14 protein-coding genes, 1 tRNA gene and 1 pseudogene are annotated in these 25,632 nt (G+C 69.6%); 13 read left to right on the top strand and 3 right to left on the bottom strand.

The features are described 5' to 3' along the window. Nucleotides 1-338: 338 nt before the first annotated feature. The 5 genes and pseudogenes from BLR33_RS07130 to BLR33_RS07125 all read left to right on the top strand — a co-directional run bounded on the left by BLR33_RS07130 (nt 339) and on the right by BLR33_RS07125 (nt 12,739). Nucleotides 339-8,699 (top strand): ricin-type beta-trefoil lectin domain protein, encoded by an 8,361-nt coding sequence (locus BLR33_RS07130; RefSeq protein WP_143031655.1) that lies wholly within the window; start codon nt 339-341, stop codon nt 8,697-8,699. A gap of 52 nt (nt 8,700-8,751) precedes the next feature. Next, the gene (locus BLR33_RS34695) at nt 8,752-9,363 is read left to right on the top strand and encodes a DUF6000 family protein (protein WP_143031654.1); all 612 of its coding nucleotides are present in this window, start codon (nt 8,752-8,754) and stop codon (nt 9,361-9,363) included. Nucleotides 9,364-9,621: 258 nt separating this feature from the next. Beyond that, nucleotides 9,622-10,026 carry a hypothetical protein gene (locus BLR33_RS34690; protein ID WP_143031653.1) on the top strand — a complete coding sequence of 135 codons (405 nt, stop codon included), beginning with the start codon at nt 9,622-9,624 and terminating at the stop codon, nt 10,024-10,026. A 178-nt stretch (nt 10,027-10,204) separates the two neighbouring features. Continuing rightward, nucleotides 10,205-11,053, top strand: coding sequence for a tetratricopeptide repeat protein (locus tag BLR33_RS34205; RefSeq protein ID WP_143031652.1), 849 nt, complete (start codon nt 10,205-10,207; stop codon nt 11,051-11,053). A 227-nt stretch (nt 11,054-11,280) separates the two neighbouring features. Beyond that, nucleotides 11,281-12,739: pseudogene (locus tag BLR33_RS07125) on the top strand (NF041680 family putative transposase). Between the two features lie 164 nt (nt 12,740-12,903). Here the strand turns inward: BLR33_RS07125 and BLR33_RS07120 are convergent. The 3 genes from BLR33_RS07120 to BLR33_RS07110 form a co-directional block, all read right to left on the bottom strand. Continuing rightward, entirely contained in the window at nt 12,904-13,164 is a 261-nt protein-coding gene (locus BLR33_RS07120; RefSeq protein ID WP_093783427.1) for a hypothetical protein, read from the bottom strand. Next, a complete protein-coding gene (locus BLR33_RS07115) occupies nt 13,161-13,508 on the bottom strand; it encodes a hypothetical protein (RefSeq protein ID WP_093783426.1) in 348 nt (115 codons plus the stop codon). The genes BLR33_RS07120 and BLR33_RS07115 overlap by 4 nt, the downstream gene beginning before the upstream one ends. A gap of 89 nt (nt 13,509-13,597) precedes the next feature. Next, nucleotides 13,598-13,669: transfer RNA gene (locus BLR33_RS07110), tRNA-Arg, on the bottom strand. 218 nt (nt 13,670-13,887) lie between these two features. Between BLR33_RS07110 and BLR33_RS07105 the strand changes: the two genes are divergently transcribed. The 8 genes from BLR33_RS07105 (at nt 13,888) to BLR33_RS07070 (ending at nt 25,569) form a co-directional block, all read left to right on the top strand. Then, nucleotides 13,888-14,325 (top strand): response regulator, encoded by a 438-nt coding sequence (locus BLR33_RS07105; RefSeq protein ID WP_093783425.1) that lies wholly within the window; start codon nt 13,888-13,890, stop codon nt 14,323-14,325. A 204-nt stretch (nt 14,326-14,529) separates the two neighbouring features. Next, a complete protein-coding gene (gene nrtL / locus BLR33_RS36905; protein WP_093783424.1) occupies nt 14,530-16,194 on the top strand; it encodes an ArgS-related anticodon-binding protein NrtL in 1,665 nt (554 codons plus the stop codon). Nucleotides 16,195-16,338: 144 nt separating this feature from the next. Continuing rightward, on the top strand, nt 16,339-17,730 hold the full coding sequence (gene lysA / locus BLR33_RS07095) for a diaminopimelate decarboxylase (protein ID WP_093783423.1): 1,392 nt from the start codon (nt 16,339-16,341) through the stop codon (nt 17,728-17,730). 195 nt (nt 17,731-17,925) lie between these two features. After that, complete coding sequence (locus BLR33_RS07090) at nt 17,926-19,278, top strand: homoserine dehydrogenase (protein WP_093783422.1); 1,353 nt, start codon at nt 17,926-17,928, stop codon at nt 19,276-19,278. A gap of 33 nt (nt 19,279-19,311) precedes the next feature. After that, a complete protein-coding gene (gene thrC / locus BLR33_RS07085; RefSeq protein WP_093783776.1) occupies nt 19,312-20,376 on the top strand; it encodes a threonine synthase in 1,065 nt (354 codons plus the stop codon). 449 nt (nt 20,377-20,825) lie between these two features. Then, entirely contained in the window at nt 20,826-21,749 is a 924-nt protein-coding gene (thrB, locus tag BLR33_RS07080) for a homoserine kinase (RefSeq protein ID WP_093783421.1), read from the top strand. 364 nt (nt 21,750-22,113) lie between these two features. Further along, nucleotides 22,114-24,159 carry a transcription termination factor Rho gene (gene rho / locus BLR33_RS07075; protein WP_093783420.1) on the top strand — a complete coding sequence of 682 codons (2,046 nt, stop codon included), beginning with the start codon at nt 22,114-22,116 and terminating at the stop codon, nt 24,157-24,159. Nucleotides 24,160-24,438: 279 nt separating this feature from the next. After that, a complete protein-coding gene (locus BLR33_RS07070; RefSeq protein ID WP_093783419.1) occupies nt 24,439-25,569 on the top strand; it encodes an LCP family protein in 1,131 nt (376 codons plus the stop codon). Nucleotides 25,570-25,632: the final 63 nt, after the last annotated feature.

The following is a 25,632-nucleotide window of genomic DNA, read 5'->3' as shown; positions in this document are numbered from 1 at the left end:
ATCACACGTTTGCGACGGTGTACGGCCACGGTCCGCGATCAATTCGCTGTCCGCTTCGATGGCTTCTGGCCCCCTTCACGCCTTCACGAAATGGACACACGAGTGACGCGAGATGAGCGCGAGGTGATCACCGGGCCGACACAGGGTATTGAAATGAATGTTCGGCATCAATAGCCTCCATGCGGCGATCACACGATCAGTGGTCGTGGTCGTACGGCCCGTCACAGGGCCTGTTCCAGGGGGGCATTACCGCGATGAGTGGTGGGCGGGGTTTCTTCGCGGCACGACGGCGGCGCAGTTGGATGCGATCACTGACGTGTGCCGTGGTCATGGCTGTCGTGACGGCACTGCTGGTGCCGGCTGCGTTCGCCCAGGGTTCTTCGTCGTCTCCGGGCTTCAACGGGGCGCTGTGGAATCCGGTGGATCTGCCTGCGACGCCGTCACCCGGTCGCCACTCCCTGAAAGCTCCTGGGGTCGTCCAGGCTGGGCATGCGACCAAGGCCCTGACGCCGTATCAAGCAGGCCGGCCGTCCTGGCCCGGCGCGGGTAGCTCCACCGTCTCCTTGGCGACATCCACGGCTCCAGCAGCGGCGAAGCCGGTGCGAGCCGGATCCCTGCCGGTCTGGGTGGCCCGGGAAACGAAGTCGAAGAGCCGCCCTGCCACCACCTCGTCCTCCGTACGGGTGCAACTCGCCTCGCATCAGCAGGCCGTGCGACTCGGAGCCAACGGGATGCTGCTCGGGATCACCCGGACCGACGGCAAATCCAGTGCGGACCACGTGGAGGTGGTCATTGACTACTCCTCGCTGACCAAGGCGTACGGCGGCGGCTACGGTGCCCGGCTCCAGGTGCAGCAAGTGCCGGGATGCGCCCTGACGACTCCGACGGTTGCCGCTTGTCAGAAGCGCACCCCGATTGCCTTCACCAACCGCGCCGGGGCCGCCGAGCTGACGGCCGACGTTCCGCTCAGCGCGGTACCGGCAAGCGGGAAGTCCAACACGTCGGGTGCGTCGAGCGACGCGGCAGGTTCGACCGGCACCATGGCGATGGCCACTACCGCACTCGCGGTCACCTCCGGCAGCAGTGGTTCGCAGGGCAGCTACGCCGCCACCTCGCTGAACCCGTCGAGCACCTGGCAGGCCTCTGCCACGGGTGCCTTCACCTACTCTTACCCGATCGATGTTCCGGCCGCGGTCGGCGGCAACGCCCCGGACGTGGCGCTGTCCTACGACTCGCAGGCCACGGACGGCGAGACATCGGCCCGCAACTCGCAGTCCTCGTGGATCGGTGACGGCTGGGACTACCAGCCGGGCTTCGTCGAACGCACGTACCGCTCGTGCAACTCCCTGGTGGACAGCAACGGGAACAAGATCCTCAAGGGTTCGGGTGACGAGTGCTGGGGCGGGGACAACGCCACGCTCTCTTTTGGATCGCACTCGGGCGTTCTGGTGCCGGACGGCAAGGATGCGAGTGTCGCCGGTGAGGTCGCGCAGTGGCGGCTTCAAGGTGACGGCGGCACGGTCGTGCAGGAGCTGTCCGGGGCGACGAACGGGCTCCAGGACGGCCTGTACTACCGGGTGCTGACCACCGACGGCACGGCGGCGTACTTCGGTGCCGATCACAGCCCGACGGCTGCGGGCACCGCGGGTGAAATGCAGTCGGGCACCCCGTCGGACGACTCCACCCACTCGGCCTGGGGCGTACCGGTGCTGCATCCGCAGTCGTCCGACCCGTGCTACGACTCCGCCAAGGGCAAAGGGTCCAAGTGCGCCGATCCCGAGGGCTGGCGGTGGAACCTCGACTTCGTCGTCTCGCCGTCCGGGTTCGTGCAGCGCTACGACTACTCCACGGAGAAGAACTACTACGACCTGGGCGGCGGCCAGGCCGCGACCGGCGACACCGGCACACTCACGTCGTACACGCGCGGCGGCACTCTGAAGTCCATCAGCTACGGCTACACCCTGGCCGACGAGCAGGCCGGCCACATGCCCTCTGCCCAGGTGGACTTCACCTCCGCGCAGCGTTGCCAGGCCACATCGTCGTACACGGACTGTGCAGCGAGCGACCTGACGGACTCCTCCGCACCGCACTGGCCCGACGTGCCGTACGACTTGAACTGCGACTCCACCGATACGACAAAGCTGCCGGATGGTTCGACCACGGTCCCCGCCGACGTCTGCATCGTCGGTGGACCCACCTTCTGGACAACCACCCGGCTCGACACCATCACCACCGAGGTCCACGTCAAGGACGCCTCGACCGACAAGCTCCTCCCGGTCGACAGCTACAAGCTCGGTCAGGTGTATTCCGACGCCGGCGGCTCGGTGGACCCGGTCACGGGGGCCAGTGTCGATCCTAAGGACGCGGGTTCGCTCCAGGCCGTGATGTGGCTCCAGTCGATCCAGCACACCGGCAAGGACACCTACGGAAACGGCAACAGCGACATCTCCCTGAACCAGATCTCGTTCACCGGTACCGAGATCGACAACCGGGTCAACGACTTCGAACCGGCCGCACCTCCGCTGTACCGGCCTCGGATCTCCTCGATCCAGACCGAGACCGGCGAGTCCATCGCCATCGCCTACAACGAGACTCCGTGCGCGGGTATGTCCTTGTCCGATTCGATGGCGGACTCCAACACCAACTCCTGCTACCCCGTGTACTGGACCGTCCCCGGCGCGTCCAAGCCGATCGAGGACTGGTTCAACAAGGTCACGGTCCACCAGGCCGTGGCGTCGGACCTCACCATCGCGGCCCAGTACAAGCCCACCAAGCAGACGATTCCCGCCGGGTCGGAATCGCAGGTCACGACCTACGGTTACGGCGCCGCGGCGTGGCACCGCGACGATTCGGACCTGACGGACGACCAGTACCGCACCTGGGACCAGTTCCGCGGCTTCCGCACCGTCACCGTGCAGACCGGCGCGGCGCCGGAGCCCGTAACCCAGCAGACGACGACGTACCTGCAGGGCATGGACGGGGACTACAAAGCCGACGGCACCCGCCGGTCCGTCAGCGTCGACGCCAAGGTCGGTGGGAGCACGGTCGAGACCGTCACCGACTCCGACGCGCTCGCCGGTACCCCGTTGGAGACGGACACGTACAAGGCGGCCGGCGGAACCATCGACGCCGAGACCGTGAACGGCCCCTTCTCCATGGCCACCACAGCGAGCCATGACAGGACTGCCTGGACGTCCTGGACCCAGGACGACAACCCAGGGGCCGGCGAGCCCACCCTGTCCACGCTGCCCGCTCTGACGGCGCATCGAGTCACCGCCTCTGAGACGCGTGGTTACGCGCTGCTCGCCAATGGGACGTGGCGGCAGTCGCGGACCGACACCGCCTTCGACGACCAAGGCCGGCCCATCAGCGTCGACACCCAGGGTGACGTCACCGACGCGGCACAGGAGAAGTGCGCGGCGACCACGTACGCCACCGCGCCTGCCGCCAACACCATGATGCTGTCCTATCCGGACCAGGTCACTTCCCACTCCGGCCCCTGTTCGGACCCTGTGAGTGCCTCCAACCTGATCTCGGACTCTCAGACCTATTACAACGGCACGCTCACGTCCCTCGGCACGTTCGGCACCGTCTCGTCGACCGGTCAGCCCACGGCCGTACGGACTGCCACCTCCTACACGGGCGGCACCGAGCAGTGGCAGACCACCGCAAGCACCGCGTACGACGGCGCAGGGCGAGTCACGGACGCGATGGACGCGGCCGGACAGAAGACGCACACCGATTTCACTCCGGCGTGGAGCAGTTCCGGCGGTAACACTGCGCCGACCACGTCGGAGACGTACAACAGCCAGCAGTGGAAGGTCACCACAGAGTTCGATCCGCTGCGCGGTGTGACGACCAAGAGCATCGACCCGAACGGACGCGAGACCGACACCGCGTATGACGCTCTGGGCAGGCGTACCGCGGTCTGGCTACCCGGTCGGGACAAGGCGACCCAGAGCGCCGACATCACGTACACCTACTCGATCGACCCCGGCGCCGTGGCGGCGCCCGGCGGCACGATCACCCACCCTGGCGACCCGACCACGGTCACGACAAAGACACGCCGCGACGACAACAGCTACTCCACATCAGTCGCCATCTACGACGGGATGCTCCAGCTTCGGCAGACGCAGACCGACGCGGCGGCGGGTGGCGGAAGTGTCATGGCCGACACCTTCTACGATTCCCACGGCTGGCCGACCGTCTCGTATTCCCCCTATGCCGAACCCGGCACGACGCCGTCGTCCACCTTGTTCGCCGCGAACGAGGACGGGATCCCGTCCGAGACCACCACGGACTACGACGGCCAAGGCCGTTCGGTGGCCAGCACCCTGTGGCACAACGCGGTCATCCAGTGGTCGACAACCACCTCCTATCCCGGCGCCGATGAGACCGACAGCACCGCCCCGGCAGGTGGCCCTTCCACTGCGACCTTCACCAACGGCCTGGGCCAGACCACGCGCACGGTCGTCAAGAACACCGCGAAGGACGTCACCCTCACCGGCGGCCAGCTCATCCCGTCCGGGACGTCGCTCACCAGCGACAGCGTGCGCCTGACGATGCAGGCCGACGGTGACCTCGTCCTCACGTCCCTCACCACCGGCGCGCAGATCTGGCACAGCGGAACCTCCGGTAACGCGGGCGCCTACGCCAAGTTCGGCACCGACGGCAATCTGGGCGTGTACACCACGACGGGCACGTCGAAGTGGAGCACCGGCCTGACGGCCACCACGGGGGCCACTTTCAAGGTCCGTAACGACTCCACCGTGGCCGTGGTCGCGAGCAACGGCACCACGGCGCTGTGGGCACAGGGCACCGCCGGCGCCGTGCCGGCCGCCGACTCCACCACCCACTACACCTACACCCCGGCCGGCCAGGTCTCGTCGGTCAAGGACACCGCCGGCAACACCTGGTCGTACACATACAACCTGCTGGGCCAGGAGACGTCGCAGACCGACCCTGATGCGGGAACCAGCACGTACGACAAGTACGACGTGATGGGCAACCTGCTCCAGTCCACCGACCCGCGCGGACAGGTGCTCTCCTACGCCTACGACTGGGACAACCGCGTCATCGCCACCTACTCCGGCGCTTGGTCCGCGACGCCTGACTCGGCCAAGGAGCAGGCGTCGTACATCTACGACACGCTGGCCGAGGGCTATCCGACGTCCTCCACGCGCTATGTCGGCGGCGCTTCCGGCAAGGCGTACACACAGGCCGTCACCGGCTACAACACGCGTTATCAGCCGCTCGGCAGCACCTTGACCGTGCCGGCAGAGGACGGCTTCCCCGCTGCCGGGCAGACCAGCCCGCCGAGCAGCGGCAGTGTCACCTACACCGAATCGGCCGAGTACACGCCCGGGATCGGCCTGCTGGAGGACGTCACCTACCAGGCCGACGGAGGACTGCCGAGCGAGCAGGTGGGCTACGCATACACCACTGCCGGCCTCCTCAACTCGTTCTCCGGGACCATTTCCGCCTCCAGCACCCCCGATTACCTGGACGGGACTGTCCACGACCCCTTCGGGCGAGTCCAGCAGACCAACTACGGAACGGTCGGCAAGGAGGTCGTGACCTACGCGGACTACGACCAGACCACTGGAAGGGTCATCCAGACCAAGGCCCTGGCCCAGCCATCGACGGCACTCGACGTCGACACCTACCGTTACAACCAGGCCGGCGAGATCACCGCGTCCGACGACCTGCAGAACAACACCACGCACGACACGCAGTGCTTCAGCTACGACACGTTCCAGCGGCTGACCGCTGCCTGGACCGACACCGCCGGCATCACCGATCCGACAGCTGCACCGGTGGGAGCGGTCGGCGGATGCACCACCTCCTCCGTTCAGACAACAGCGACCTCGCCGGTCAAGGCGCCCACCGTCGGTGGCCCGGCGCCGTACTGGCAGACATACAGCTACGACCTGCTCGGCGATCGCACCGGCATGGTCGACCACGACACCACTGGCAACGCGCTCAACGACACCACGCAGGCCACCACTTATGCCGGGGCCAACGGCGCCACGCCTGCGACCCTGCCCAATCAGGCAGGCACGACGACGACCAGCAACCCCACGGTCGGTACTGCCACCCAGACGCCGTCCTACGCCGATCCCGCCGCCGTGCCGGCGGGCACGAACGTCGGCGACACCGTGTCGCGGAAGGAGACCACCACCGGTCCGCTGGTCACCGGGTTCGCGCTCACCGGCGGGGTCAAGTACTGCATCGACGACGCCAATGCCAACACCTCGCCCGGCGCCGTCATCCGTACCTACACCTGCAACAACTCCGCCGCGCAGCAGTGGGCGTTCGGTACCGACGGCACCGTCAAGGTGCTCGGGATGTGCCTGGACACCACCGGGAACGCCACGAAGGCCGGCACCGTCGTCACGCTGGACACCTGCAGCAGTGACGCGACGCAGAAGTGGAAGGTCACCGCCTCGGGCACGATCGTCAGCGTCGCGAACAACACGATGTGCGTGACCGATCCGGGCGCCTCGGCCACCCTGCGCACCACACTGACCCTGGCCACGTGCGGTAGTGCCGGCCAGACATGGACGACGATCGGCACCGGCACGAACGCGCTGCCGCCGGGACAGACCCAGACCCTCACCTACGACACCGAGGGCCGCACCGCATCCGTCTCGACGCCGTCGGGCACGAGCACGAATGTCAGCAGGTACCTTTACGACGCCGACGGCAACCTCCTGGAGCAGACGTCGTCGGTCGACGGGGTCGACAAAACCCGCATCCTGTACCTCTTCGGCGGCGCCGAGCAGATCACTCTGAATGTCACCGCCAAGACCTGCACGGCCTTGCGGAACTACACCGGCCCGGACGGCACCACCATCACCCGCTCCAGTACGGGCACCGTCACCTACCAGTTGGCGAACCTCCAAGGCACAGCCACCACCGCGATCAATGCCTCCACCCTGGCCGTGACCCGCCGCTACTACGACCCCTACGGCAACCCCCGCGGTACCAAGCCCGCCACCTGGGTGGCGCCCGATGAGAATCACGGCTACCTCGGCCAGCCCACCGACTCTTCCTCCGGGTTGGACCTGCTCGGCGCCCGCAACTACGACCCCGTCACCGGTCGGTTCCTGACTCCGGATCCCGTCTTCGAAGCGGGCGACCCCAACCAGATGGGCGGCTACACCTACGCCGGCGACAACCCCGCCAGCGGAAGCGACCCCAGCGGGCTGATGCCCATAGGCGACAGTCCCAATCCCACAGGCGGTGGCGGCACCGCAGTGGGCGGCGGCCTGTCCGGCGGCGGTGGCGGTGGAGATGCGGGTGGCAGCGGTACTTCAGAGCCCATCCTCTGTTACTGCGGCGGAGGTGGTGAACTCAGCGAAGTAGGCGGCGTGCCTGGCGGAGAGGGTGACGCAGGGGGAGAGGGTAACGGCTATCGCAGCGGAGGAGTGGTCGTACCGCCGGCTCCTGACCCAATCGCTCCACTTGATCCGGAAGCAATCGAGCCGCCCGCACCAGAAGTTCCCGATGGAATCCTGAAGCAGGTCGAACCCGGGGACGGACTTTCCTACAGCGGTGCCGGTGCCACTGAGGCGGAAGCCGGAAATCCCTACTTCCGCACCGAGAGCACAGAGCCGAGCGATCCAGATACCGGAACAGCAGCAAAGCCGAAGCCCGAGCCCGAGGCACACCCTTCAGGCGCCGACGATAGACATAGCTCAGGTTCGAAGGCGGCGCCAAGCTCCTCCGAACGGGCCGCCAGTGATGACGAGGAGGAGAGTGGCGGAAAGGGTACGGCTGGCACTAAAACGCCTACCGCCACGCGCGGGTGCAGCTTTTCTCCCGACACACCCGTTCTGCTGACCAAAGGTAAGACGAAGCCGATCGGGAAGATCAAGAAGGGCGACGAGGTCGAGTCCGCGGACCCGACAACCGGCAAGCACAAGGGCCCTCGCGAGGTCCAGGCGGTCTGGATCAACCACGACAAGGACCTCCTCGACGTAACGATCGAGGGCAGCGACGGCAAGGCCGCCACCCTTCACACCACGTCCAACCACCCCTTCTGGGACGACACCACCCACACCTGGGTCCCCGCCGGCGAACTCAAGCCCGGCGACGCCCTCAACACCGCCACCGACACCCACGCCACCGTCCTCAGCACCCACGCCACCCCCGGCACCGCCAACCGCTGGAACCTCACCGTCCAGCAACTGCACACGTACTATGTTGTGGCGGGCGGCGTGGCGGTCCTGGTCCACAACACGAATGGGGGATGCCCGAACTTCGATACATCGGGCTTGGGGCCGGACAACCCCACCCCTGCTGATGTCGTGCACAGTGCCCAGGAATTGACTGGAACAGATGGAACTTATCTTTACCGAGGTGTAACTCACGACCACTGGCACTATGACGAAGCAGCGTCGGGAAGTGCAGTCCCGCGAGGTGGACATGGAGACCCTGTTGCTCATAGTGGTGATGACACTGCAAGTGAAATGACTTCTTGGTCTCCCGATTTGGAAACGGCCCAAGAATTCTCAATGGACAGCGGATTCGGGGCTAGGCCAAATCTGGTCTTGCGTATCCCAATGGCATCTATTGCCGAAGATCGAATGATCGTTGCCGGGCAGCGCGGTCTTGATGAACTTGAGATTCAAGTTTGGGGTACGGTTGATGGATGTGAGGTGAGTTGTAATGGTGGTCCCTTCTCCAGGCCATGAGGTGCGGCTTGGTGGGGCCGTAAGGTACTGGACGACTGGAACGAGGTGACACGTGACCGCTGAGAGTGATGGGGCGATGCCTGGGCGCACCGACGTGTTCGGGCGGTATGCCCTAGCTGGTCGGAGGTACAAGCGGCTCCTTGGCGGAAACTTCATGCGCCTGCCTGAGGCTGAACTTCAGGCATTTGGTGAGCGGATGGCAGTTGACTCGCGAGAGATTACGCTCGCCGACTTGCGCGAGCTGTTCAGCGGAGACTGGAGGGAGCGTCTCACCGGGGCCTGGCTTGCAGGCTTTGGTATGAGGGTGGAGGTCCGCGACGTAATCTCTAGACTATTGCTAGAGCAAGCCGATCGGCATGCAGGAAAAGGCCACTGCTTCGCCCTTATGCGATTCGGGTCGATGGTTGATGCGGACACTCTCGCTCGCCATCTGGATCGTTCCCTCGGGCGGCTTGATCTGCGTGCTGATCAGCCGTGGGCATTGGGTGCATTGCTCGTCTTGGATGAGAATCTTAAGACAAACTATTCTGCGGAATTCATTCAAAGAGATGGAGTGTGGGACCGCTGGGTTCGAGCTGGCGAATCGGCGCTCTACACTCCGAGTCAAATGAAGGCCGAGATGCAGTCATGGAGTTCGTTTGCAGAGTCGGCAACCCGGCAATAGCACCCCAAGTAATGGCCACGCAGAGGCCCCACCGGATGTGTTTCCGGTGGGGCCTCTGATGCCCGACCCCAACCCGGGCTGGACACCAGCCAAAGCTAACCCTGCCGCCCTCACGCACGCAGCCGTCTGACGGCGACGCGGACGGCAACACGGGCGCACAGCCCGGCACCTCCACGCACATCCACGGACAGGCTGGAATTCGCTGACCACCGAAAATGCAGGTGACGCCCGCCCGGCGAGCACACCTACTATGTTGTGGTGGGCGGCACACCAATTCGGATTCATAACACGGAATGCCCGACGGCGGCGGCACTTCGAGCAGTGCCTCATTCGGTAAATATCCATTTTGCCGCGTCAGTAGATCTGGCAAGTAAGACCGCTGCGGAGGCTGGAGATATCCAAGCGGTCAGTGGGTTCGCCACCGATATTCCCGACGGCTATGAACGGGCGCTGCCCGAGCAGGTGTATGCGGCGATGCCGACTGATCGGATGCCATTCTTCTTCGATAACTCTGGATGGGGTGGAGCCTACTATATTTCGCACGCTGAGAAGCAAGCATCGACCTTGCGCCCGGGCGGCTCGATTTCAGTGAGTCGAAATATGTGTGATAACCTCGTGTGCTGGTTCCAGGGCAGAGCCGCTCAGCTAGGCGCCCCTCTTTAGGCATCCGAACCGACATCTATAAATGTATTTGCGCCAGATGGGTCATGGATGGCATATGATTATCCAGTTTTGGATGAGATAGGAGCGAGGGATTGTCGATTGGTGGCGGTTTCCCGTACGGTAGGGTCACCTCCACCGGCCAGCAGGCCACTATGGCGCTGAGCATGAGGAGATTTCCGTGGGCATAGCAGTACCGAGTTGGCGTGTCTTCCCGGAGGGAGTCCCTGATCGGGAGCTTCTGGAACGCGGCGACCAGGCTGCGGAAGCCGGAGATCTCATCTCTGCAGGAAACTGGTACTTCCATGCCAAGCGCAGGGGTTCGATGGAGGGCCGCGACAAGGCCCGGGGTCTTCGGCCTCAACTGGAACATCTAGCTGACCAGGGAAACCTCGACGCGAAGGTTTTGGTCGCCGGCCTGCTTCTGGAGCGTGGCGAAGATCTCTCTCTAGCGGTCTCGTTGCTCGAGACCGCTGCTGAGGCAGATGTCATCGAAGGGATGCGGGAACTCGGGTTCGTGCTCGCTGGCGGTATAGGTGTCGCTCTTAATCCAGGTAGGGCCAATGAACTCTACCGTGCTGCCGCTGAGGCGGGGGATGGGTATGCGGCCTTTAACCTTGCGGTTAATTTTTATCGCGGGTATGGAACCGGGAAGAGCTTTCGTGAATTCGCAAAGTGGCTACAGGTGGCTGGAGACCTCGGAATTCCTGAAGCGTGTGCTGTACTGGGGGACCAATGTGCAAAAAAGGGTCTGGATGATGACTCGTTGCAGTGGTACCTAAGGGCAGCTAAGTCGTCGCACGTTCCGGCGATGCTCGTAGCGGCGCGACGTTATCGAGATGGAATCGGAACTCCCATTGATCCAGTGCAGGCGGTACGCTGGTTTTTGACTCCGCTCGATCGCGGAAATGGGGACGGAATTCATGATGCGCTTGAATTGGCCAGTTCAATGACGGTTGAGCAAATCAGGGAAGCTGGCCGACTTTCTGGCCATCTGGATGAGGCTGAATTGCTTCTGCGAGGACGTTAGACGATGTCTCGTGTAGCGCTGGGGTGAGCTCCGGAATGATTGGTCTATGGGTGCCGATCGTCGCAGCTGCTGGTTCCTGAGAGTGTCTCTGAGCTTGTTTTTAACGACCGTGTCAGGAAGGCGCGTTGAGGGTCGATTGGCCTGCGAGGGGTGGTGCGACAGTGGTGCGGCCTTGGTGTGAGCATGTGCGTTGTTGAGACGCTGTTGATCATGCCAAGGCCGCGAGGGTGAGTCTGTTGCACGACGTTGTCCGCGTCGAGTCCCTGACCGTGTTATCCCGGTTCCGGACCGACTTCTACGACTGCCTGACCGCCCGCGCGGACGCGTTGTTCGAGCTGACCGACGCCGTACTGTGCACCGACGGGCCGGTGCGGTCCCTGGTCGACCTCGCGCCGGCGCCCGAGCACCGTCGGGGTCACGGCTCCCCCTACGCCGGTCTCAATCGCGGACGGGTCGACGTCGCCCGGCTGTGGCGGGTCCTGGCCGAGGTGCCGCTACCCCGCGCTGCGGACGGCCAGCTGGTCCTGGCGGCGGACGTCTCGCCGTGGCTTCGCCCGGACGCCGGGACCGTGCCGGATCGTTTGTTCTGTCACACCTACGGCCGCGGCAGCGCGAAGCACCAGATGATGCCCGGCTGGCCGTACTCGGTCGTCGTCGCGCTGGAGACCGGCCGCACCTCCTGGTCGGCGTTCTTGGACGCGATCCGGTTGGCCCCCGGCGCGGACCCTGCCGCGGTCACCGCCCGCCAGGTCTGCGAGGTGGTCGAACGGCTCGTCGCCTCAGGCCAGTTGGTCCGCCGGTGATCCGGACATCCTGATCGTGCTGGACGCCGGTTACGACGCCCCGCGCATCTCCCACCTGCTGTCCGACCTGCCGGTCGAGGTCCTGGGCCGGACCCGGTCGAACCGGGTGATGCCCCGCCCGGCACCCAGCCGCTCGGAGTTCGCCGCGGCGAACCCGGCCGGAGGCCGGCCGCCCAAGCACGGCGGGGAAGCTCGTCTTCGGTGACCCCTCCACCTGGGGCGAGGAGCAGGCCGTCACAGTTACCGACACCCCTTCTCTACGGCAAGGCCACCGCTCAGGTGTGGGACCGGCTGCATCCCCGGGCTGACCCAGCGGGCCGCGTGGCTCGATCACGAAGGCCCGCTGCCGGTCATCGAGGGCACCGTCATCCGCCTGGCCGTCGAACACCTGCCGTCCGGCGGGGTGAACAAACCGGTCTGGCTGTGGTGGTCGCGCACCGGCGCCGCCCCCGCCGACATCGACCGGTGCTGGCAGGCGTTCCTCCGAAGATTCGACATCGAGCACACCCTCGGCTGGACCGGACCCCGCCTACGCGACTCCGCAGCCGCAGACCGCTGGACCTGGCTGATCATCGCCGCCCACACCCAACTCCGCCTCGCCCGGCCCCTCGCCACCGACTTGCGCAGGCCGTGGGAAAAGCTGGCTCCCCCGCACAAGCTCACCCCGGCCCGGGTCCGGCGCGGGTTCCGGAACCTCCGCACAAAGGCTGGTTCTCCGGCCGGTGCACCGAAACCCGCCATCCCCGGCCCCGGACGCCCACCCGGCTCGAAGAACCGTCGACCCACGCCCCGCCACGACGTAGGACGAGTCCTCGCCGGCGGTGAGCCGTACCAGCGACCGGCCCACCACAAGGTCGGCACCAAACCCCAGCGAACTGGTTAAAAAACAAGCTGAGCGGCCGTGCCGAACCGCTGCCCGGCATCGCCGTCCGCGTAAGCCCACGCGCCCGGTGGCCGGCAGCCGACATTTCCTTGGGAACGCTTGAAGCCGCTGCTTCGTGACCACATGGACTTCGTGTGCGCCGTGGGGTCGGCTGGTGGCGGGGCTCAGCCGTAGAAGGTGATGTTGCAGACGTAGACGCATTCATGGCGGGGGACCGCGAGGAAGGAGATGAAGCCCCGGCCGTTGAGGATGTCGAATTCGCGGAGTCCGCCCTCGCGGTCGAGGGGGCGGCCCACCCGGACGGAGTCGGCGCCGAGCGCCGCGAGTTCCGTGGCGAGGCGCTCGACCTCTGCGATCACTCCGGGTGGGAGCCCATCGGTCAGGTATTCCGCGCTCGGGTTGTAGTCCCAGGTCCAGTCGCTCACAGGCCGGTCTCGGCCTCGGCCTTGTCGCGGATGCGGCGGATCTCGGCGATGGCCTCCGTCGGGTCGGCTTCGCCCGCGTCGATGAGGCGTTCCAGCTCGTGGAGTCGGGAGGCCAGCGCCGGGTGGCGCTCGATCGCGACGAAGACAGCCCAGGAGTGCACGAAGGCGCGCAGGGGAGCAATGCTCGAGGTCTGCTGGGCGTTGGTGGTGGCCTCGAAGAGGTGCTGGGTGAGGGTGGGGATCTTGCTGGGCGCGATCTTCGCCACTGCGGCACGGAGTCCGTCAGGGGTGAGTTCGGGCAGGGGGATCAGAGGGCCGTAGGGTCCGTCGAGTTCTGCACTCAAGGGGACCTCCGAAGCGGGGCGGCGGCACTCTTCAAAAATGGCAGTAAACCCCCTCGTCAAGAGGAGGCCATGCCGATACCCGACAGATGTGCCCCCGGCAGGATTCGAACCTGCGCACACGGCTCCGGAGGCCGTTGCTCTATCCCCTGAGCTACGGGGGCGACGGGAAGAACACTAGCAGGTCGGGGAGGGGGGTCGGGTACGGGGTTTCGCGGGGGCGCCGGGGGAGCGGGGGCGGCCCGGTGGGGGCCACGGGGCTCACGGGGGCCGGGCGGCGGTGGGGCCGCGGTGGGGCGAGGGAGGCGCGGGTTCACCCGTGGCGGGGAAGAAATGGGCAAAACGCGGACGCATTGCGAGGCGGACGCCTAGGATTTCGGGTGTGCAGGGCGCCCCCGGCCGGGTGCTGGTTGTCGACGACAACAAGGTGATCCGGCAGCTGATCAGGGTCAACCTCGAGCTGGAGGGCTTCGAGGTCGTGACCGCGGCCGACGGTGCCGAGTGCCTGGAGATCGTGCACACCGTACGGCCCGACGTCATCACCCTCGACGTCGTCATGCCCCGCCTCGACGGCGCCCGCACCGCCGCCCTCCTGCGCGCCGACGCCCGCACCCGACGCATCGGCATCGTCATGGTCAGCGCCGGCGGGCTCCCCGAGGGCATGGCCGCGCCCGGCGGGGTCGACGCGTACGTCGCCAAGCCCTTCGAGCCCGCCGTCCTCATCGACACCGTCCGCCGCCTCGCCTGCCGCCGCACCCCGCCGCCCGAGCCGCCGCCGGAACAGCCACGTGGGCAGGCGGCCGCCGCGCCGGGTGCCTGAAAGCGCCGGGCCGGCGGATTTTTTTACGTCTCCGGTCGCCGGCGGATCTGCCGCGCCGTCCCGCGTCCCGCCGTTGCCGGGCCACCCTTCGCCCAGATCGTCCTCGTGTCGGCGGCGGTGCGCACCCGCCGCAGCGAAGGGTGGCGTATCACGGGGTGAAACCCGCTCGCCCGTTCACCCCCCTGCTCGCCTACGCTTTTCCCCGTGACACCGTCCGAGCTCTCCCGTGCCGTCCTCACCACGGTGCGCCGTGCCGTGGACGCGGCCGAGCTCGCGGTCGAGGTGCCCGAACGCGTGGTGATCCAGCGGCCCGCGCGCGCCGGGCGCGGCGACTACGCGACCAACGTGGCACTGCAACTCGCCGGGCCCGCCGGACGCAGCCCGCACGAGGTCGCCGAGATCCTGCGGCGGCGGCTCACCCGGGAGCCTGGGATCGCCGGCGTGGAGATCGCCGGGGCCGGGTTCCTGAACATCACGCTCAGCACGCTCGCCAACAGCGAGGTGGTCCGGCAGGTGCGGGCCGCGCGCTGGTCGTACGGGCGCAGCGACGCGATGGACGACGAGAAGGTGACCGTCGTCGCGCAGGACGGGGAGCCCGTACGCGGGGTACTCGTCGCCGAAGTGGTCAACCGCCTGCTGCGAGCGGCCGGCGCCGCACCCGCTCCCGCGGGGACCCCGCCCGAGGTCCTCACCGTCGCCGAGCCCGTCCTGACCGACACCGAGCCCTACGCCGTACCGGCCCCCACCGACCCGACCGCCACCCCGCCCGAAGGCCCAACGCCACCGCCGTACGAGGGCACCAGGCCGGAGGGCCCAAGGGCCCCATTGTCCGAGGCCAGCACCCCGCCCGAAAGCTCAAGGGCACCCTTGTACGAGGGCACCACCCCGCCCAACGTCTCAGCGGCACCCTTGTACGGGGCCAGCACCCCGCCCAACGTCTCGGCGGCACCCTTGTACGAGGGCACCACCCCGCCCGAAAGCCCAACGGCACCGCCGTACGGGGCCAGCACCCCGCCCCACACTCGAACGCCACCGCCGTACGAGGGCACCTACCCCAACCTCCTCCGCCTCCTCGGCGAGCCCGCGACCCGCTGGGCCCTCCTCCGCCCCCCGGCCGAGGACACCCCCCGCATCGCCACCGCCGCCGACCGCGCCGCCCTGCTCGCCCGACGCGAAGCCAACCCCTTCTTCCGCGTCCAGTACGCCCACGCAAGGGCCATCGCCCTGGTGCAGGCGGCGCGCGAACTCGGCGTGGACGTCGACGCCGACATCCCCGACCCGCGCGACACCCCGCAGAACGGCACCGTGGGCGGCGGCCGCGACGCCTCGCAGAACGGCACCGGCGTGGACACCCTGCCGGGCGGCACCGTGAGCAACGGCCGGGAGACCCGGCAGGACGGCACCGCGAGCAACACCGGGACCACCTCGCCCAGCACCGCAGCCGCGCCCCCAGCCGCCGGCGCGCCCGCGCCCGACAGCACCCCCCAGCCGCCCGCAGGGACCGCCGCAGGGACCACCGAAGGGACCGCCGCCGTCCTGACGCTCCCCCCGCCCGGCGCGCGCAGGCGCGGGGCGACGGCGCCGCCGGCGTACCACCCCGCCGAGACCGAACTGCTCGGGCTCGTCGCCGACTTCCCGCGTGTCGTGGAGAGCGCCGCGCGCCGCCGCGCGCCCGACCGGGTCGCCCGGCACCTGGAGCGGCTCGCCGACGCCTTCGCGCGGTTCCACGACGAGTGCCACCCGCTGCCCAAGGGCGACGAGAAACCCTCGGCCGTCCACGCGGCCCGCATCCGCCTCGCCGACGCGGCGGCCGTCGTGCTCGCCGACGGCCTTGCCCTGCTGGGCATCGCGGCCCCCGAGCGGATCTGACCGGCCCGCCACCGCCCGTCCACGGCCGGCCGCAGGCCACGCCACCGCGCGGCCCGTCGCCGAGCACCACAACACCACACCCCCGCCGAGTCCCCGGCACGCCCCCGAACAGAACCAGAAGCCCCGGAAAACGAGGAACCGCCAGTGAGCCGCTCCGCACACCCCGCAGGACCCCGCCACGCCGACGTGCTGCCCGAAGGGCACTACGCCGGCCCGCCGGAGGACCTGAACACCCTCGACCCGCGCGTGTGGTCCCGTACCGTCACCCGCAACGACGACGGCGCGGCCGAGGTCGGCGGCCTGGACGTGCGCGACCTGGCCGCGGAGTTCGGCACCCCCGCCTACATCCTGGACGAGGCCGACTTCCGGGCCCGCTGCCGGGCCTGGCGGGCCGCCTTCGGGCAGGGGGCCGACGTCTTCTACGCCGGCAAGGCGTTCCTGTCCCGCGCGGTGGTGCGCTGGCTCACCGAGGAAGGGCTCAACCTCGACGTGTGCTCCGGCACCGAGCTGGCCGTCGCGCTGGACGCCGGGATGCCCGCCGAGCGGATCGCGCTGCACGGCAACAACAAGAGCACCGCCGAGATCGAGCGCGCGGTGACCGCCGGCGTGGGCCGGATCGTGCTGGACTCCTTCCAGGAGATCGCCCGGGTCGCGGCCGTGGCCGCCGAGCACGGGGTGCGCCAGCGGGTGCAGATCCGCGTCACCGTCGGTGTCGAGGCGCACACCCACGAGTTCATCGCCACTGCCCACGAGGACCAGAAGTTCGGGCTGTCGCTCGCCGACGGGCAGGCCGCCGAGGCGGTGCGCCGGGTGCTGATGCTGGACAGCCTGGAACTGGCCGGCATCCACAGCCACATCGGCTCCCAGATCTTCGACATGGCCGGCTTCGAGGTGGCGGCCCGCCGGGTGGTCTCGCTGCTCGGCGAGATCCGCGACGAGCACGGCGTGGAGCTGCCCGAGATCGACCTCGGCGGCGGCCTCGGCATCGCCTACACCACCGACGACGACCCGCGCGAGCCGCACGAGATCGCCAAGGCGCTCGGCGAGATCGTCGCCCGCGAGTGCGACGCCGCCCGGCTCACCCCGCCGCGGCTGTCGGTGGAGCCCGGCCGGGCCATCGTCGGCCCCACCGCCTTCACCCTCTACGAGGTCGGCACCGTCAAGCCGCTGGAGGGCCTGCGCACCTACGTGAGTGTGGACGGCGGCATGTCCGACAACATCCGCACCGCGCTCTACGACGCCGAGTACAGCGTCTCGCTGGTCTCGCGGGCCAGCGACGCCGAGCCGATGCTGGTGCGGGTGGTCGGCAAGCACTGCGAGAGCGGCGACATCGTGGTCAAGGACGCCTTCCTGCCGGCCGACACCGCCCCCGGCGACCTGCTCGCCGTGCCGGCCACGGGCGCGTACTGCCGCTCGATGGCGAGCAACTACAACCACGCGCTGCGGCCGCCGGTGGTGGCCGTGGCGGACGGGCGGGCGAGGGTGATCGTCCGCCGCGAGACGGAAGAGGATCTGCTGCGTCTGGACGTCGGCTGACCCGAAACGCCGGAGGAATGGCGGGCGGACGGCAAAAACCCCGCTGTCCGCGTCCGGTCTCGCAATCCGGACAGGTGGTGGCTTTGCCCGTCCGGTGCGTGAGACTGGACTCCTCCGAACCCCACCGCGGGGGAGGGGCGGGCCCGGGTGACGACAGGACCCGGCCGTACGGGGCTGTACGAGAGGCGAGGTCGGATGATGCGTACGCGTCCGCTGAAAGTGGCGCTGCTGGGCTGCGGTGTGGTCGGCTCCGAGGTCACGCGCATCCTCACGACGCAGGCGGACGACCTCGCCGCGCGGATCGGCGCCCCGGTGGAGCTGGCCGGGATCGCCGTGCGGCGGCCTCACCGGGTACGCGAGGGCGTGCCCGCGGAACTGCTCACCACGGACGCCACCGCGCTGGTCAAACGCGGCGACATCGACGTCGTCGTCGAGGTCATCGGCGGCATCGAGCCGGTGCGCACCCTGATCACCACCGCCTTCGAGCACGGCGCCTCGGTGGTGTCGGCGAACAAGGCGCTGCTGGCCGCCGACGGCGCCAATCTGCACGCCCGCGCGGTCGAGAACGGCGTCGACCTCTACTACGAGGCCGCGGTCGCCGGCGCCATCCCGCTGATCCGCCCGCTGCGCGAGTCGCTCGCCGGCGACAAGGTGAACCGGGTGCTCGGCATCGTCAACGGCACCACCAACTTCATCCTCGACAAGATGGACTCCACCGGCGCCGGCTACAGCGAGGCCCTGGACGAGGCCACCGCGCTCGGCTACGCCGAGGCCGACCCGACCGCCGACGTGGAGGGCTTCGACGCCGCCGCGAAGGCCGCGATCCTCGCCGGGATCGCCTTCCACACCCGCGTCACCATCGACGACGTGCACCGCGAGGGCCTCACCGAGGTCACCGCGGGCGACATCGCCTCGGCGCGCAAGATGGGCTGTATCGTCAAGATGCTCGCGATCTGCGAGCGCAGTGCCGACGGCCGTTCGGTCACCGCCCGGGTCCACCCGGCGATGATCCCGCTCAGCCACCCGCTCGCCTCGGTCCGCGAGGCGTACAACGCGGTGTTCGTGGAGGCGGAGGCGGCCGGCCGGCTGATGTTCTACGGTCGCGGCGCCGGCGGTGCACCCACCGCCTCCGCCGTCCTCGGCGACCTGGTGGCCGCCTGCCGCAACAAGCTCGCGGCGACCACCGGAGCCGGCGAGTCCGCGTACGCGCAGCTGCCGGTGAGCCCGATGGGGGATGTGGTCACCCGCTACCACATCAGCCTCGACGTGGCGGACAAGCCCGGCGTCCTGGCCCAGGTCGCCACGGTGTTCGCCGAGCACGGCGTGTCCATCGACACGGTGCGGCAGCAGAGCAGGAACCAGGGCGGCGGCGACGAAGGAGCCGTCGAGCAGGGCGCCGGTGGCGGGCGACGGGAGGGCGGCGAGGCATCGCTCGTCGTCGTCACCCACCGCGCGCAGGACGCCGCGCTCTCGGCGACCGTGTCCAGCCTGCGGAAGCTCGACACCGTACGCGGCGTGGCCAGCATCATGCGCGTGGAAGGGGAGTAACCCGCTATGAACGCAACCATCGACCAGCCCCGAATGTCCGGCACCCACCAGTGGCGCGGGGTCATCGAGGAGTACCGGGACCGGCTGCCGGTCACCGCGAGCACCCCGGTGGTCTCCCTGCTGGAGGGTGGCACCCCGCTCGTGCCGGCCCAGCTGCTCTCCGAGCGCACCGGCTGCGACGTCTACCTGAAGGTCGAGGGGGCCAACCCCACCGGGTCCTTCAAGGACCGCGGGATGACCATGGCGATCTCCAAGGCCAAGGAGGAGGGCGCCCAGGCGGTCATCTGCGCCTCCACCGGCAACACCTCGGCCTCGGCCGCCGCCTACGCGGTGCGGGCCGGGATGGTGTGCGCGGTGCTGGTGCCGCAGGGCAAGATCGCGCTGGGCAAGATGGGCCAGGCGCTGGTGCACGGCAGCCGCATCCTGCAGGTCGACGGCAACTTCGACGACTGCCTCGACCTCGCCCGCGGGCTCAGCGAGAAGTACCCGGTGGCGCTGGTCAACTCGGTGAACCCGGTGCGGATCGAGGGCCAGAAGACGGCCGCCTTCGAGGTGGTGGACGCCCTCGGCGCGGCGCCGGACGTGCACGTGCTGCCGGTGGGCAACGCGGGCAACATCACGGCGTACTGGAAGGGCTACCGCGAGTACGCCGCCGACGGCATGGCCGAGGGCACCCCGCGGATGTGGGGCTTCCAGGCGGCCGGCTCGGCGCCGATCGTCAACGGGGCGCCGGTGCGCGAGCCGCAGACCATCGCCACCGCCATCCGGATCGGCAACCCGGCGTCCTGGCGGTTCGCCGAGCAGGCGCGCGACGAGTCCGGCGGGCTCATCGACGCGGTGACGGACCGCCAGATCCTCGCCGCCTACCGGCTGCTGGCGGCCCGTGAGGGCGTCTTCGTGGAGCCGGCCTCCGCGGCGTCGGTCGCGGGCCTGCTCAAGGCGGCGGACGCCGGCCTGGTCGACCCGGGCCAGCGGATCGTCTGCACGGTGACCGGCAACGGCCTGAAGGACCCGGACTGGGCCGTCGCGGGCGCCCCGCGCCCCACCACGGTCCCCGTCGACGCGGACGCCGCTGCCCAGCACCTCGGCCTGGCCTGAGCGGACCCTGAGCAGCAAGGGCACCGCCTGAACGGACAGGGTTCGCCCCAGGGGCGCCGTGGGCGCCGCCGGGGCGAAGCCCGGGGGAGGAACCGCGTGCAATCGGCGGGGTGCCGCGCTTCGACACCGGCCGGGGGCAGCCCGGTGCGCGCCCGTGCCGCCGGGCCGGAACCGTTGGGTGAAAAGGGCTCCCCGCCCAGGCGGGAGGGGGTGCCGGCGGAACGCGGGGCGAGGTGATCCCGGGGGCGCACGGCCGCGAGCGCGACACGCTTCGCGCGCGGTACGTGCGCCCTATGTCGCGGGGGAACCTTGTTTCGATACGCTTACCTCAGCGGCGCGCGAGCGCGCCGACATCCGGCTGGTGCCCCCGCACCGCCACTCCCCGCCCCGCCGCCCGGCAACGGAGCCGCGCCCGCAGGGCGACCCGCAGCAAGGAGATTCGTCGAACGATGGCCGGTCCCGCGTTCCGCGCCGCCGCAGTACGAGTGCGCGTCCCCGCGACCAGCGCGAACCTCGGCCCCGGATTCGACGCCTTCGGCCTCGCCCTCGGGCTGTACGACGACGTGGTGGTCCGGGTGGCCGACGCCGGGCTGCACGTGGACATCGCCGGCGAGGGCGCGGACACGCTGGCCCGCGACGAGAAACACCTGGTCGTACGCTCGCTGCGGACCGCGTTCGACCTGCTCGGCGGCCAGCCGCGCGGCCTGGAGGTGGTGTGCGCCAACCGCATCCCGCACGGCCGCGGCCTCGGCTCCTCCTCCGCCGCCATCTGCGCGGGCATCATCGCCGCCCGCGCGGTCACCATAGGCGGGCCCGCCCAGCTCGACGACACCGCGCTGCTGGAGCTGGCCACCGAGATCGAGGGCCACCCCGACAACGTCGCCGCGTGCCTGATGGGCGGGTTCACCGTCGCCTGGACCGAGGGCGGCGCCGCGCGGGCGGTCCGGATGGACCCGGCCCCGTCGCTGGTTCCGGTGGTTTTCGTGCCCGGCGTGCCGGTGCTCACCGAGACGGCCCGCGGCCTGCTGCCGCGCACCGTCCCCCATGTGGACGCCGCCGCCAACGCCGGCCGGGCCGCGCTGCTGGTCGAGGCGCTGACCAGGCGTCCCGAGCTGCTGCTGCCGGCCACCGAGGACCGGCTGCACCAGGAGTACCGCGCCGCCGCGATGCCCGCGACGCTGGCTCTGGTGAACCGTCTACGCGCGGAGGGCGTCCCTGCTGTCGTGTCGGGTGCCGGCCCGACGGTCCTGGCGCTGACCGAGGACGGCGCCGCGGACAAGGTCTCCCGGCTCGCGGGCGAGGGCTGGGCGGCCAACCGCCTCGCCCTGGACGCCGCCGGGGCGAGTGTCCTGCCCCTCGCAGGTGGGCAGTGACACGATTGCCGGTCGAGGAGAGGGGGAATATGTGGTGGACCGGGTAGTGTTAACCTCAAGCCAGCATTCGTCGCCCACTGGGCGCGATGGGCTGTGTCCCCGCCGTGGGACCGCACTTCTTCCGGGAGCCTCCCACACCGCGTAGGCAGCACGTCCGGCCATGGGCCGGGTGATCTGTCCGGCAGTGTCGAGCACGCTCCGGATTCGGTACGAGATTCTCCCCCGTGCCGAGAGCACGTATGTATTTCTGCCGCCGACAGGCGGACCACCGCCCCGGATTCGAACAGCGGGAACGCCGAGTCCGGACAGCACGACCGGTCGCCGAGCCACTCAGGCCGACGCCCGCTCCAGGGAAGGACCCTTCGTGAGCGACACCACCGATCTGATGGGCGTGCGCGCAGACAACACTGTCGCCGCGTCCGAAGCCGCCGCGCCTGCCAACGGTGCTGCCACGGCCCCCGCACGGCGGCGGCGGTCCGGTACCGGCCTGGAGGGCATGGTCCTGGCCGAGCTCCAGCAGGTCGCCGCGGGCCTGGGCATCAAGGGCACCGCCCGGATGCGCAAGGGCCAGCTGATCGAGACGATCCGCGAGCGTCAGGCCGGCGGCTCCGCCCCGGCCGCGCCGGCCGCCGACGGCGCCGCTGCCGACAAGCCCAAGCGCCGCGCGACCTCGCGGGCCCGCCTGGAGCAGGCCGAGCCGATCGCCCCGGCGGGCGGCCCCTCGGCCACCGCGTCGAGCAACGGCACCGCCACCGCGACCGAGGCCCCGGCGAAGCAGCAGCAGATCGAGATCCCGGGCCAGCCGGCCGGGGAGAAGGCGAAGGCCGCGGTCGGCCAGGCCGCCGAGCGGACCGCGGAGGCGGCCGCCGACACCGCCGAGGGCCGCGCGGAGGCGAAGGACGGCCGCGAGGCCAAGGGCGAGGCCGCGGGCCGCCAGGGCGGCGGCGACGGCCAGCAGGGCGGCCAGGACGGCCGCCGCGGCCAGCGCGGCGACCGCCGGGAGCGCCAGCGCGACCGCCAGCGCAACCGCGGCGAGGACGGCGGGGACGGCCAGCAGGGCCAGTCCCAGGGCCAGCCGGCGAGCCGCCGCGAGCGGCAGCAGCAGGGCGGCCAGCAGGGCCAGGGCCAGCAGCAGGGCCAGCAGGGCGCGCAGCAGGACGACGACGAGTTCGGCGAGGGCCGCGGCCGGCGGCGCGGCCGCTACCGCGACCGCCGGGGCCGCGGCCGGGGCCGTGACGACTTCGGCGGCGGCGAGCCGCAGGTCGCCGACGACGACGTGCTGATCCCCGTCGCCGGCATCCTCGACATCCTCGACAACTACGCGTTCATCCGCACCTCCGGCTACCTGCCGGGCCCCAACGACGTGTACGTCTCGCTCGCCCAGGTCCGCAAGAACGGCCTGCGCAAGGGCGACCACGTCACCGGCGCGGTGCGCCAGCCCAAGGACGGCGAGCGCCGCGAGAAGTTCAACGCGCTGGTCCGCCTGGACTCCGCCAACGGCATGGGCGCCGACTCCGGCCGCGGCCGGCCGGAGTTCAACAAGCTCACCCCGCTCTACCCGCAGGACCGGCTCCGGCTGGAGAGCGACCCGGGCGTGCTGACCACGCGGATCATCGACCTGGTCTCGCCGATCGGCAAGGGCCAGCGCGGCCTGATCGTCGCCCCGCCGAAGACCGGCAAGACGATGATCATGCAGGCGATCGCCAACGCGATCACCACCAACAACCCCGAGTGCCACCTGATGGTCGTCCTCGTCGACGAGCGGCCCGAAGAGGTCACCGACATGCAGCGCTCGGTGAAGGGCGAGGTCATCTCCTCGACCTTCGACCGGCCCGCCGAGGACCACACCACCGTCGCCGAGCTCGCCATCGAGCGGGCCAAGCGGCTGGTGGAGCTGGGTCACGACGTGGTGGTGCTGCTGGACTCCATCACCCGTCTGGGCCGCGCCTACAACCTGGCGGCGCCGGCCTCCGGCCGCATCCTGTCCGGTGGTGTGGACTCCACCGCGCTCTACCCGCCCAAGCGGTTCTTCGGCGCGGCCCGCAACATCGAGGACGGCGGCTCGCTGACCATCCTGGCCACCGCGCTGGTCGAGACCGGCTCGCGGATGGACGAGGTGATCTTCGAGGAGTTCAAGGGCACCGGCAACATGGAGCTCAAGCTCGACCGCAAGCTCGCCGACAAGCGCATCTTCCCCGCGGTGGACGTCGACGCGTCCGGCACCCGCAAGGAGGAGATCCTGCTCGGCGGCGAGGAGCTGGGCATCGTCTGGAAGCTGCGGCGGGTGCTGCACGCGCTGGACCAGCAGCAGGCCATCGAGCTGCTGCTGGACAAGATGAAGCAGACGAAGTCCAACGCCGAGTTCCTGATGCAGATCGCCAAGACGACCCCTGGCCAGAACAACGACTGACGGTCACCGCGCCGCCAGGCACCCACCGAAGCCCGCGTATCCCGGCAGACCCGGGGTACGCGGGCTTTCGTGTGCCTGCGGGCGCCCTCGGGGGACCTGTGCGGCCACCGGGCCGGCACCGTGCGGAGCCCCTCGGATGGCGGCACCGCGGCAGGCGGCGCACGATGGAACGTCCGAGCCGGAAACGACCCAGGAGCCCGCCGCACATCCCCGCCACACCCCCTGCGCGGACCGCCGCAACCGCCCGCGCAAGCCGTCCGGGAAAGCCGAGGTGCCGCCATGCTGGACCACCAGCCGCCGCACACCGGCGCCAGCCCCAGCGGGGCCGGCCGGGCCCGGCGGCGCCGCCGCGGCCTGCGGATCGCGGCCTGGTCCGCGGCCGGCGTGGTGCTGCTGGGGGCGGCCGGCGCGGGCTACGTGTACCACCGGCTGGACGCGAACATCCACAGCGTGGACATCGACGGCGCCCTGCACGGCCACCGCCCCGCCCCGCTCGGCAACGGCTCCTCCGACATCCTCGTGCTCGGCTCCGACTCGCGCTCCGGCGCCAACCGCGAGTACGGGCACGACAGCGGCACCGCCCGCTCGGACACCGCGATGATCGTCCACCTGGCCAAAGGCCACCGCAAAGCGACCGTGGTGAGCATCCCGCGCGACACACTGGTGGCCCGCCCGGCGTGCACCGGACCGAAGGGCGCCGCCGTGCCGGCCGCCTCCCAGGCGATGTTCAACAGTGCCTACGAGGTCGGCGGGCCGGTGTGCGCGGTCAAGACCGTCGAGCAGCTGACCGGGCTGCGCATGGACCACTACGTCGAGGTCGACTTCACCGGCTTCAAGGACCTGGTGAACACCCTCGGCGGGGTCCCGCTGACCACCACGGCCGCCATCCACGACCCCAAGAGCCACCTGGACCTGGCGGCCGGCACCCACAAGCTCGACGGCGAGCAGGCGCTCGGCCTGGTCCGCACCCGGCACGGCGTCGGCGACGGCAGCGACCTGGGCCGCATCCAGCTCCAGCAGGCGTTCCTCAAGGCGCTCATGGACCGCATCGGCGGCCTCGGCCTGACCACGAACCCCGCCAAGCTGTTCTCGGTCGCCGACACCGCCACCCGGTCGGTCACCACCGACACCGGCCTCGGCTCGATCAACAAGCTGATGGGCCTGGCGCAGAGCCTGCAGCACCTGCACTCGGGCAATGTGCAGATGGTGACGCTGCCGGTGCGCTACGACCCCGCCGACCCGAACCGGGTCGAGCCGATGCCCAGGCAGGCCGCCATGGTGTGGGCCGCGATGCGCGCCGACCGGCCGGTGCCGGCCGCCGCCACCAAGGACTCGGCCGCGAGCCGGACCGACACCGGCCGGGTGGTGGAGAGCGGGCCCGCCCCCACCCCCGCCCCCAAGCGCCCCTGACCTGCGGCTGCGCCCCGGGAATGATCGCGGCCCCGATCCGGTTTTGGAAGGTGCGGGCAGTGC

Origin of the sequence: Actinacidiphila guanduensis, from assembly GCF_900103985.1 — a bacterium.
GTDB classification, from domain to species: domain Bacteria; phylum Actinomycetota; class Actinomycetes; order Streptomycetales; family Streptomycetaceae; genus Actinacidiphila; species Actinacidiphila guanduensis.
The sequence above is the reverse complement of the archived record's forward strand: the minus strand, read 5'-3'. Positions and strand labels throughout refer to the sequence as shown.

Bases quoted from the DNA above. Each gene is read 5' to 3' on its own strand.
- BLR33_RS07070 (WP_093783419.1), top strand. From the start codon at position 24,439: ATGCTGGACCACCAGCCGCCGCACACCGGCGCCAGCCCCAGCGGGGCC.
- BLR33_RS07090 (WP_093783422.1), top strand. From the start codon at position 17,926: ATGATGCGTACGCGTCCGCTGAAAGTGGCGCTGCTGGGCTGCGGTGTG.
- thrC (WP_093783776.1), top strand. From the start codon at position 19,312: ATGTCCGGCACCCACCAGTGGCGCGGGGTCATCGAGGAGTACCGGGAC.
- thrB (WP_093783421.1), top strand. From the start codon at position 20,826: ATGGCCGGTCCCGCGTTCCGCGCCGCCGCAGTACGAGTGCGCGTCCCC.